Here is an 11449-nt window from a genome sequence, read left to right as displayed (position 1 = left end):
ACCTGAGAAAGCACTTCTCCGACATAATAAAGAGCCTGACTTTATACAGCTAAAATTATTCTCTCCTTAGAAAAAGGGCTTACTTTTTAGAGGGGCCAGAGAATTGAGTATTTGAAATATCTTTTGGCTATTTTAGACAAATACTCATTCTCAGGCCCTTCATGCCCTATTGGTTAATCGCGGAAGCGCTAAGCTAACTATGGCTTTTAGTTTCCCCGGACACTATAGATTCGCAATTCGTAATTCGTAATTCTGAATTTCACAATTTAAAGTCCTTAAGTTTTCTCCTGATAAAATTCAATGCCCTCGTCATATTGCCTTCAACGGTTTTTTCGCTGATAAGCAGGGCGTGTGCGATGGATTTGTTGTTCCAACCTTTCTCTCTGCTCAGCTGGTATACTTGCCGGCTTCTTTCCGGTAAACTTTGTATGGCGCTGTCCAGCGCATTTTTCAACTCATTAAAATAAACCTGTTCTTCGGTGGTTTGTTGTGCTTCCTGTGCCGTATACTGCCGGTAGGCGAGGTATTGGTCCCTCACTGCCTGTTTGCGGTAATATTCCAGCACTTTCAGTTTAAGCGCGCTGAAAAGATAGGTATCCAGGGAAGTATGTATTACCAGTGTTTCCCTTTTCTCCCAAAGGCTGATGAACAGGTCCTGCACTATTTCGCGCGCTGGCTCGGCATGCGGCACATAGCGGCGGCAGGTAGTGTAAAGTGTCTTCCAGTGCGTGTTATAGGCTGCTGCAAATATTTCTTCAGTAATGTGTATATCCCCATCCAGGTGCATGCGCTACAGTCATATTTAAAGCGCAAAAGTATTTTACTGTTTGTACAGCGCCTTACGAAAACGGGAAAAACAGGGCTGCCAATCCGGAAAAAAAATAATGTTGAATTTTTCCCGATTTGAGCGAGGGTAAGAAGAGAGTTATGCAACTAAGAGGGAGAACAGCATTGATCTATGCAGGATATAACCATTTTATTAAAAAAGTATGCCGATAATACCTGTACGCCGGAAGAACGCGCGGAGGTAGAGCGGTGGATGGCGGCTCCTGCCTCCCCGGAGCCGGCTCTTTGGCCTGCCGGTGAGGACGAACAGGAGGTGAGGGAGGCGTTGTGGCAGTATATTCGGCGGGCCACCACCGGGCGCAGCAGGGCGATCCGCAGAAAGTTGCTGTATATACCTGCGGCGGCCTGTCTGTTACTGGCATTGGCGCTGATATGGCAGCATAATCCGATGCTGTTGTCCCGCAAGCTGATATTACGTAACGGGTCGTCAGGGGTTACGCAGATATTTAATATAGAGGGGCTGCAGCTAAGTCTGGCGCCGGATTCACGCTGTACGCTGCAGGTGCCTTTATTCGGGCATCATGGCGATCAGGTGAGCCTTTGCGGTGCAGTGGCGGTTGTCAACAATTCCGGACATCCGGTAAGTCTGCAGGTCAGCAGTGAAGCGGGCAGCTGCACAGCTTCCGCCGGCTCCGATGAGGTGACGTTGCGTAAAGGACAAACCTATCTGGTTATGACTGATAAGGATTATAACCTGATCGCCGCCACCAGGGAAGAATTACTGGATGGCCTGCCCAGGTTGTTCAGCTCAAGGCTAACAGAACGATTTAAACTATAGATGAATTTGACACGGTTATTATTATTGCTGACATGGCTGCTGACGGCCCTGCCGGCGCTGGCGCAACACCCTGCCGGTAGCGTCAGAGGGGAAGTGACTGACCAGGAAGGCCAGCCTGTAAACGGCGCCACCATTACCTTACAGGGTATCGGACTACATACGGTAGCCGACCGGCACGGACGCTTCCGGGTGGAAAAGATAGCGCCGGGCAGCTATATCCTGCGTATTACTGCCGTTGGCTTTGCAACGGCGGAGCAGCTGGTAACCATTACCCCCGGCCTATCTGCAGTCATCGCTATACGGCTGCAGCCAGCCGCCTATGAAGTGAAACAGGTGGAAGTGGCCGCCAGATCTGCTGCGCAGGCCGTAAAGGAACAGGTTTTTGCAGCAGATGTACTGGATGTGAAGCAGCTGCGCGACCGCAGTACTGATATGAACCGGCTGCTGGACGCTATGCCGGGTATACGTGTCCGCGAGTCCGGCGGACTCGGTTCCTCTTTCAACTATTCCATTCATGGACTGAGTGGCAAAGCCGTACGCTTTTTCCTGGATGGGGTGCCGATGGAAACTTTCGGCAGCGGATTCAGTATCAGTAATTTTCCACTCAATATGCTGGACCGCATTGAAGTATATAAGGGCGTTACACCCGCCTGGCTGGGTGGCGATGCATTGGGAGGCGCTATCAACCTGGTCACGCGGAAGGATATACGTAATTATATAGATGCCTCCTATAGCTATGGCTCCTATCAGACACATAAGGCAGCTGTTTCCGGCAGATGGCGGCAACAGGCCACCGGATTTACTTTCCAGGCAGGAGCGGCCTACAATTATTCCAGGAATAATTACCAGGTATGGGGACCTACTGTTGAAATAGCGGATGAAAACTTCCGGCCGGTACCCGGTGAACACCGCTTCCGCCGGTTTAATGACGACTACTCCTCGCTCACCGTGAAAGCAGAAGCGGGATTTACCAATAAACCCTGGGCCGATCAGCTGTTGCTGGGAGTGAATGTGTCGGAGCTGCACAAGGGTATCCAGACTGGCCGTACCATGGCTTTTGTTTACGGAGATGTACGGTATAAGGAAAATTTCGTCATGCCTACGTTGCGGTATACGAAGCAGGATCTTTTTACCAAAGGGCTGCGCGTAGATGTATTTGCCTCGATGAACCGGCTGGAAGGCACCACCATCGACACTGGCACACGGAAGTATGACTGGTCCGGTAAAGTAGTGGAGATCGTGGAGGGAGAGCTGGGAGGCGCCTACACACAGCGCTCACGGTATACCTTTACCGATAAAACAGCGCTGGCCATAGCCAATGCTTCCTATACACCCGGCGCTAATCAGACTATCAGTCTCGCCTATACGCTGAACAATACCCGCCGCCAGGGAAAGGATGATATTGCCCGCGCGCAGTGGACCATTCCTTTCCTGGAGCCGCAGCAGCTGACAAGGCATATCAGCAGCCTGTCCTACGAGACACGCCTTTTCAGCGGAAAATGGACCAATGTCTTCTTTGTAAAAAACTTCAGCTATAAGGCCAGCGCCAATATCTACGATTACAATGAAGGCGCGCAGAAAGAAGTCATAAAGATCCGGGGGACAGATAACGCCTGGGGTGTAGGGTACGGCACAAAAATAGTTGCCGGGCATCAGATGCTGCTGAAGTTTTCTGCAGAAAACACTTCCCGCCTCCCGGATGCAGCGGAGCTGCTGGGAGATGGCAATACGATCCTGAATGCACCAAAACTGAAACCGGAGCGGAGCCTGAACTTCAATACCTCCGTTCAGAAAACGTTTGATAAGAACCAATACCGGCTGGGAATGGAGCTGGGAGTGTTTTACCGCGATGTAAAGGATCTTATCTGGTTGGGGGAAGGAACATTGTATGGTACGGCGCGTTACGAAAACATCAGCCGTATCAGGAGCGCAGGAGCGGAGCTGTCTGTTCACTACTCCAATAGAAAATGGCTGGAACTGAGCGCCAACGGCACCTGGCAGGACATCAGAAACCGGCAGCGCTACATGTCCAACGGCGCCACCAACCTGATGTATGATGATAAAATGAAGAACATGCCTTCCCTGATGGCCAATGCGGAAATCAGGCTGCGCTACCCGGATATGCTGCGGAAAGGAGAGCATCTTTCTTTTTATGTCAACACGCATTATGTAGAAAAATATTATCTCAACTGGCCCAGTATGGCAGAGAAAGATACCAAGATGGCCATTCCGCAGCAGTTTGTTCAGGATGCAGGCCTGACCTATTCTTTCCGCGATAACCGCTGCAGTGTCACTATAGAATGCCGTAATCTGCTGAACAAACAGGTGTACGATAACTTCCTGCTGCAGAAACCCGGCCGTTTCAACAGCATACAGCTGCGATATTTCTTTCACAATAAACCAAATTAACAGTCTATACAAATGAAAAATGTATTCAGGAAAACATCTTTGACTTTATCCGCCGTAGCATTGGCTATCCTTTCAGCATGTACCGTTTCATGCAGCAAGAACAATAATGACGATAAAGGTCCGGAGACATCCAGCCAGCAGCATTTCACTATTGCCATATGGGGAGAAGGAGAAGCGCAGTATATGGCGTCGGTACCATCTATTTCTTCCGGAGCGCTCACCTTCAAGGGTAAAGGACTGGAAGCGCAGGGCTCCCGCTATATCTGGCATAAACAGTATGTTTATCTGATGAACCTGCCGGAAAAGAAATTCATTCAGTATGAAATGACGAAAGACGGGAAAATCAGGCAGGTAGCGTATATCCTGACGAATGGCGTAGTGCCCAACTATTTCCAGTCCATCAATATAGTGGATGATAATACCTTACTGGTACTGGGTGCGGTAGAAGGCAATAAAGGAAAGGCTGGCTGGGCGCGTATCAGCTTGCCGGATTTTAAAGTGAAAGACAGGGGAGAACTGACCGTGCCTTACGACCCTGCTAAACCAGGCGTGGAGTTCTTTATAGGTAAAGGGTTTGCGGATAACGGTAAATTCATCCTGGGCGGTTATTTTTATGATAATGCTGCCAAATCCTATGTAGCGGATGGCGTTCAGGCACTGGTGTTCGATTACCCGGCCATGAATAATATGAAGGTGATTAAAACCAACGCTACCGCTGCGGGTATCGGATACGATTATCTGCATACCATTGACAAAGACGAGGAAGGCAATCACTATTTTGTTGCCAGTGCCGGTAAATTCTGGACAGGACTCGGCGGTAAGTCAGGTGTGGTACGTATTAAAAAGGGAGAAGCAGATTTCGATCAGAACTACTTCCTGGATGTAACCACTGCAGCAGGTAAACAGGCGTGCCTGATGGGTATGAACTATGTAGGCAACGGCATCGCTTTCGGTACAGTGCAGTATGAAGAAATGATGACCTCCCTGCGCGACCGCTATAAGAATGTAGCGCAGGTAGTGAAGATGGACCTGAAAAATAAACAGGTAACGGTCATGAATACACCGTTAAGTCCTGTTGGCATGGTACGCTTCCCGATGGTGTTTAATAAGAAATATTACACCGGCATCGCGCCGGTTGGCAGCGACGCGGCTATCTATGAATTTGATCCTGCCGGCGACGCCAATGCATTTAAGAAAGGTATTACGCTTGATGGCGGCGGATATGTACAGGTGCAGCTGATTGCGCCGCATCCGGCCAACTAGTCTTCAGTAAATATGGTAAAAACGCCCGCCGGAATCCATTCCGGCGGGCGTTTTTTTTATTAAGTAATTATAATCCTCTAAATATCATATCTCTATAAAATTTTTTACTTAAACGGATAAAATTTATTGTTTTTCGATAAATATAATTACATTTGTACTGTTAACTTTAAAATGAAATAATTATGAAAGCAGGTACCAGACAAGTACTTAAAGTATTGTACGTCCTTTCGTGGATCATATTTGTTGGTTTATGTATAGTGGCGGGAGGTTATATCACCAACGCCTTTTTTGCCGTTGTAAACCCCGGCATTGTTAAAAACCTCTGGCATGAAGCCGACCTCTCGGAATTATTGCAGTATGACACCGGTCATTTTCTGGTGGAGATGCTCATCATGAGCGTGGTAGCGGTACTGAAGGCCTTGCTTTTTTATCAGATCATCAGTATACTGCATAATAAGAAGATCAATCTCCATCAGCCTTTCAGTGCAGCGCTGAAGCAATTTACCTTCCGGTTATCCTATACAGCTTTACTGATAGGTCTGTTTTCGTGGTCAGGAGTAAACTACACGGAATGGCTGATAAAGCTGGGAGTGAAAATGCCGGACATACGTGAGCTGCGTTTAGACGGGGCCGACGTATGGCTGTTCATGAGCGTCATCCTTTTTGTGATTGCCCATATTTTTAAAAGAGGTATTGAAATGCAAACCGAGAACGAATTAACTGTATAAGCCATGCCGATCATAGTAAACCTGGATGTAATGATGGCCCGGCGGAAGATGTCGCTCAACGAGCTGTCGGAGAAAGTCGGCCTGACTTTATCCAACCTGTCCATTCTTAAAACCGGCAAAGCCAAAGCGGTACGATTTAGTACACTGGAAGCCATTTGTAAGGTGCTGGATTGCCAGCCGGCGGATATATTGGAGTATAAGCCTGAGTGAATGATTTACGGATTGGGGAATTTTTTGATTTACGGATTTATTTAAATGCAGCAAAGATTGTAATAGAGATGTTCGCAAAGATCTTCGCTGCATTTGAATAAATCCGTAAATCAAAAAATTCCCCAATCCGTAAATCTTAAAAGAGGTTTGAGCGGACCGCTGTTTTTTCACAAAGGACTATTAAATTTGGATACTCAACAAAGAACATTATATGAAATTTCTCTCTTTACAGCCGTTCGTTCCTTCCGGAAGTGATTTCACGCGTTCCAGTGAACTGTTTCAGGAGCTGGGCTTCAGCATCAGCTTTGAAGCGCCTGGATATGCCGGTTTTGAAAAGGATGGTTGCGGTTTCATTCTGCAGGAATATGATATGCCCGCCTTTGCGGAAAATTTTATGCTGACTGTTACTGTGGAAGATGTACAGGCATTCCGGGAAATGGTTATCAGTAAAGAACTGCCGGAAAGATTCGGTATAAAGGTTGGCGCTGTCACCAACCAGCCGTACGGAAAAGAAGTGAATGTTATCGATATCGCCGGCGTATGCTGGCATTTTGTTGAAGATTAAAGATGGTATATGCACGCAGATGTACAAGCCTATAATAATTCCATGACGCCTGCAGACAAAGCTATCTGCGAACAGCTTTCACAGCTGATTGATAAACACCTGCCAGGCGCGGAGAATAAGATCTGGCACCGGCACCCCGTATGGTTCCTGAACGGCAATCCTATTGTGGGGTACAGCAAGCTGAAAAACTGCGTGCGCCTGTTGTTCTGGAGTGGTCAGTCCTTTGAAGAAGCCGGCCTGCAGCCCGAAGGTACTTTCAAAGCTGCCGAGGCCCGCTATACGGAGGTAAAACAGGTGAGTGCCGCTGACCTGAAGCGCTGGCTGGAGAAGGCAGCCGTTATCCAATGGGATTATAAGAATATTGTGAAACGTAAAGGCGTGCTGGAGCGCATCTCCTGACTACCCCATTCTCTCTGCCCTCTGCCGGAAGAAGCCCCGTGCTTCCGGTAATGTATGACCCTTTCATGGCGTCAGTATCCCCGAAAAGAAAAATAAGTAACCGGAAAATGTGACTTGTACCATTTTTCCTGTCAATAGTGACACGATTATCTCTCCCTTGTCCGGTAATTTTGCCGGTAAATCTTTGTGAATATAATACGGCTGTGGTACAGCCTTGTTGCCTGTCAGGATGAATGACCGGAAATATGCAAACCTATACAAACAAAAAAAGATGGTAACGCGAAGAACTTTTCTAACACAGGGGGGCATGGCTTTTACTTCCGCAGCAGTAGCAGGGGCGCTGCTTTCCTTTAACCGTTCTGATGATGCAGGAGCAGATAACCATTTTGATGTTATCATCATCGGAGGCAGCTATGGCGGCCTTTCTGCGGCCATGGCACTGGGCCGCTCCCTGCGCAGGGTGCTGATTATTGATGGCGGCAAGCCCTGTAACCGAAGCACGCCGCACTCGCATAACTTCCTTACCCGCGATGGTGAAGCGCCCGGCGCAATTGCTGATAAAGGCAGGGCGCAGGTGCTGCACTATAAAACGGTACAGCTGGTGGAAGACATTGCCGTAAAAGGCAGCAGGAGCGGAGCGTTGTTTGCAATTACCACGCTGTCCGGAAAAACTTTCACCGGCAAAAAGCTACTCTTTGCTACCGGCCTGAAAGATATTATGCCGCCGGTAGCCGGCTTCAGCGATTGCTGGGGCGTATCTATCCTGCATTGCCCGTATTGCCACGGCTATGAGGTAAAGGGAAAAAAGACCGGTATCCTGGCAAACGGCGAAGCAGCCGTGCACTATGCACAGCTGGTCACTAACCTTACCACTGATCTGACAATTTATACCAACGAAGCGGCAACGTTCACGCCGGAACAGCAGCAACTGCTTGCCCGCAATAATGTCCGTATCGTTGCCGGTAAAATAAAAGCGCTGGTTCATCAGCAGGGGCATCTTGAAAAGATTGTGCTGGAAGATGGCGCCAGTTATCCGCTGCATGCGCTGTATAACCGTCCGGCATATGAGCAGCATTGCCATATCCCTGCGGAACTGGGCTGTGAGTTTACGGACCTGGGACTGATAAAAGTCAGCAGCACGCAGCAGACCACCATACCGGGCGTTTATGCCTGCGGAGATAACTCTTCCATGCGTTCCGTTGCTACCGCCGTATATACCGGCAGTATGGCCGGCAGCGGTATCAACATGGATCTCTGTGCGGCAACCTTTCATTCAAAATAGTACCAGCTACTTATGCAATCATATACAGCACTCATCGTCTACTCACTGATCATCGGCATCGGTGCTACCATATTCATGGATATATACGCCATCGTCAACAGAACATTTTTTAAAATCCCATCCCTGGACTACCGGCTGCTCGGCCGCTGGATCGGCCACTTTAAAGAGGGCGTGTTTGCGCATACCAGCATCATGCAGGCAAAGCCGGTAAAAGGCGAACGCATCATCGGCTGGATAGCCCACTACCTGATAGGTATTACATTTGCCTTTCTGCTGCTGCTGATATGGGGTACCGGCTGGGCTTATCATCCCACTTTGCTGCCGGCGCTGCTCATAGGCATACTCACTACTGTTGCTCCCTTCTTTATGATGCAACCAGCCTTCGGTTTCGGCATTGCCGCCTCTAAAACACCCAAACCCGCAACCGCCCGCCTGAGAAGCCTGATGACCCACACCATTTACGGCATAGGTCTGTACATCGCCGGCTTGCTCCTGCACCTTTTCATTAAAACCTGATCATTTGGTTATTTGTTTATTTGAGATTTGGTTATTTGTTTTTAAGCAGGGAGCCCCCTTAAATTTTCGGATTTACGGATTTTCTGATTTACGAATTTATTAAATGCCGCAAAGATCTTCCCGTATTTATCCGCTGCATTTAATAAATTCGTAAATCAGAAAATCCGTAAATCCGAAAATTTAAGGGGGCTCCCTGCTTAAAAACAAATAACCAAATCTCAAATAAACAAATAACCAAATGATTAGGTCTGAATTGTCCCGGTTAAAGGGTATTCTCCGGGCAGATTACCTGCTGGGTTGTGGTACCGGCATTATTGGGTTGTGTCTCTCCGGTGTGCTCACGGGTTTCCTGGGGCTGCCGGTCAGCTTTATATTGATTGTGTCGGCGGTTACGTTGCTCTACGGGCTGGTGGCCCTGTTTCTGGCGCTGCAGCAGGAGCCTTATCCCTGGCTGCTGAACGTGCTGGTCATCGCCAACTGGATATGGACGCTGATCAGCGTGGTGCTGCTCATACTTTATTTCCGCGAAGCAACAGTGTTTGGTAAGGTATTCCTGGTATTGCAGATAATAGTAGTAGGAATGCTGGCCTGGCTGGAAGGAAAATTTGTGAGGAAATAATTACCTGAAGTATTCCATCAGCTCCCGCCGGTAAGTGTTGCCTACAGGCAGTATCACCCCGCTGTGCAGATGTACTTCCCCGTGGGTGACCTTCTGAATATGCTGCAGGGAAATGATATAGGATTTATGAATACGTTTGAAACCCAGCTTATCCAGCTTCTGTTCTATTTCTGTAGTAGTAACCGGACTTAAATACACCTGCTGCTCCGTATATACTTTCACGTAGTTTCCCCAGCTCTGGATATGCGTGATACTGTCCAGCTGCACCCTGATTACTTCTCCGTCTACCTTCAGCATCAGCGAGGAGGGCGGCGGTGCAGTGGTATTGCCTTCCTGCTGAGCGGGCGTCAGCGGGCGGTAGCGCCTGAATACCTTATGTATGGCAGCTGTAAACCTGGGAAGATCGATGGGTTTCACCAGGTAATCTACTACCTGGTACCGGTAGCTCTGCAGGGCATATTCGCTGTAGGCGGTAGTAAGCACTACCAGCGGCGGATCAGGCATAGCTTCCAGCATATCCATACCTGACACGCCGGGCATATTGATATCCAGGAAAATCAGGTCAACCGGTTGGGAATGGATATACTCCATCGCTTCGATGGCATTATAGAAAGAAGCGCTGAGTGTCAGGCTGCTGAAGGATTTAAGATAATGGTCCAGCACCAGGTGCGCACCTGCTTCATCATCCACAATAATACAGTTGAGTGGTGTTGTCATCATCAGAACGGATTTAATTGTAATGTCAGCGTAGTCTGGTATTCCAATGCTGTGGAAGTGGTGTCATACTGGTATCTTCCCTTGTATAACAATTCCAGGCGCTCCCTGATATTCATCAGACCGATACCTGTTGAATAGTTCCTGAGCGATTCGTCCCCGACAGAATTAATGATGCGCATGCAGAGCATATGGCCGTTTACTTCTATGTGAATATGCACAAACCATTTGTGAAGGATGGTCAGGCTGTGCTTGAAGGCATTCTCCACCAGCGCAATCAGCATCATAGGCGCAATCCTGTACTGGCAGGCCGTTTCATGAGGCGGCGTGAAATGAAATACGATCTCGCAGCGCTTGCCAGTCCGCTCTTTCTCCATGATAATGTAATCTTCAATAAAACTGATTTCCTCGCAGATGCCTACCGCCGTTTTTCTGCCGTTTTCCAGCTGATAGCGCATCAGGTTGGATAATTTGAGAATCAGTTCCGGTACGCGCTGGGGCGCTGTCAGACTTACGCCGTACAGGTTGTTGAACGTGTTGAAAAAGAAATGCGGGTTCATCTGCGCATGCAGGAATTTGATATTCATCTCGTTCAGCAGCAGTTGCGCTTCATTTTTTTTCCGCAGTGCTATGGAGTATTTACGGATCAGGAAGAAAGACATGATGGTCGTGGTACTGATGACGCACAGCGCAAAATGATATATGATAGCGAGGGTGATATTTTCGTCCTGGTAATACGGATCTATCCAGTAATAATCCGGCACAAAGAGGATGACAGCGCCCAGCAGGGTGGAGATAAAACTGAAGAGGGCATATCGCAGGTACTTTTTCTCCAGCACCAGCGGAAAAACAAAGAAGCGGTGAAACTGTGCCTGGGCATATAATATCAGGAAAAATACCAGCCCCTTGATGAAGCCTGTAAAGGTATCTATCAGCATCATCTCATGCAGCATGGTCAATACATACATGGAGATAAAAAATACTACTTCCACAAAGAAATTCCTGTGATACCATTTTTCCTGCTCTGCCGCACTCATGACCTGTTTTGTTTAAAGCAACCAAAGAAACGATTTTTCCGTCTGGCGGGCAAGAATTAATGACAAACGCAGTTTGTCAGCCA

General features: G+C 48.2%; 13 protein-coding genes. 10 read left to right on the top strand and 3 right to left on the bottom strand.

The annotated features are described in order from the left end of the window. Positions 1-259: 259 nt before the first annotated feature. Complete coding sequence (locus GWG06_RS28750; RefSeq protein ID WP_127044385.1) at positions 260-787, bottom strand: RNA polymerase sigma-70 factor; 528 nt, start codon at positions 785-787, stop codon at positions 260-262. Between the two features lie 171 nt (positions 788-958). On the opposite strand from GWG06_RS28750, the gene GWG06_RS28745 reads away from it, so the two are divergent. From GWG06_RS28745 to GWG06_RS28700, 10 genes are all read left to right on the top strand, one after another. Beyond that, positions 959-1624: a hypothetical protein gene (locus GWG06_RS28745; protein WP_160717931.1), complete on the top strand. Its 666-nt coding sequence runs from the start codon at positions 959-961 to the stop codon at positions 1622-1624. A gap of 6 nt (positions 1625-1630) precedes the next feature. Continuing rightward, positions 1631-4033 (top strand): TonB-dependent receptor, encoded by a 2403-nt coding sequence (locus tag GWG06_RS28740; protein WP_160717929.1) that lies wholly within the window; start codon positions 1631-1633, stop codon positions 4031-4033. Between the two features lie 12 nt (positions 4034-4045). Then, on the top strand, positions 4046-5296 hold the full coding sequence (locus GWG06_RS28735; RefSeq protein WP_160717927.1) for a DUF4374 domain-containing protein: 1251 nt from the start codon (positions 4046-4048) through the stop codon (positions 5294-5296). A 182-nt stretch (positions 5297-5478) separates the two neighbouring features. Beyond that, positions 5479-6024, top strand: a complete 546-nt coding sequence (locus GWG06_RS28730; protein ID WP_160717925.1) for a DUF2975 domain-containing protein — start codon at positions 5479-5481, stop codon at positions 6022-6024. A 3-nt stretch (positions 6025-6027) separates the two neighbouring features. Beyond that, positions 6028-6234 (top strand): helix-turn-helix domain-containing protein, encoded by a 207-nt coding sequence (locus GWG06_RS28725; protein ID WP_160717923.1) that lies wholly within the window; start codon positions 6028-6030, stop codon positions 6232-6234. A gap of 211 nt (positions 6235-6445) precedes the next feature. Then, positions 6446-6799: a VOC family protein gene (locus tag GWG06_RS28720; protein WP_160717921.1), complete on the top strand. Its 354-nt coding sequence runs from the start codon at positions 6446-6448 to the stop codon at positions 6797-6799. 9 nt (positions 6800-6808) lie between these two features. Next, positions 6809-7198, top strand: a complete 390-nt coding sequence (locus GWG06_RS28715; protein WP_160717919.1) for a DUF1801 domain-containing protein — start codon at positions 6809-6811, stop codon at positions 7196-7198. A 307-nt stretch (positions 7199-7505) separates the two neighbouring features. After that, complete coding sequence (locus GWG06_RS28710; protein WP_160717917.1) at positions 7506-8480, top strand: NAD(P)/FAD-dependent oxidoreductase; 975 nt, start codon at positions 7506-7508, stop codon at positions 8478-8480. A 12-nt stretch (positions 8481-8492) separates the two neighbouring features. Next, positions 8493-8996 carry a DUF2938 domain-containing protein gene (locus tag GWG06_RS28705; RefSeq protein WP_160717915.1) on the top strand — a complete coding sequence of 168 codons (504 nt, stop codon included), beginning with the start codon at positions 8493-8495 and terminating at the stop codon, positions 8994-8996. A gap of 238 nt (positions 8997-9234) precedes the next feature. Continuing rightward, positions 9235-9615 carry a hypothetical protein gene (locus GWG06_RS28700; protein ID WP_160717913.1) on the top strand — a complete coding sequence of 127 codons (381 nt, stop codon included), beginning with the start codon at positions 9235-9237 and terminating at the stop codon, positions 9613-9615. Here GWG06_RS28700 and GWG06_RS28695 read toward each other — a convergent pair whose 3' ends face one another. Both GWG06_RS28695 and GWG06_RS28690 read right to left on the bottom strand, forming a co-directional pair. Continuing rightward, positions 9616-10335, bottom strand: coding sequence for a LytR/AlgR family response regulator transcription factor (locus GWG06_RS28695; RefSeq protein ID WP_202183149.1), 720 nt, complete (start codon positions 10333-10335; stop codon positions 9616-9618). Beyond that, positions 10335-11366: a sensor histidine kinase gene (locus tag GWG06_RS28690; protein ID WP_127036135.1), complete on the bottom strand. Its 1032-nt coding sequence runs from the start codon at positions 11364-11366 to the stop codon at positions 10335-10337. Before GWG06_RS28690 ends, GWG06_RS28695 begins: the two co-directional genes overlap by 1 nt. Positions 11367-11449 lie beyond the last annotated feature (83 nt).

Source organism: Chitinophaga solisilvae (assembly GCF_009928525.1).
GTDB lineage: Bacteria > Bacteroidota > Bacteroidia > Chitinophagales > Chitinophagaceae > Chitinophaga > Chitinophaga solisilvae.
This window is presented reverse-complemented; position numbering and strand designations above follow the sequence as displayed.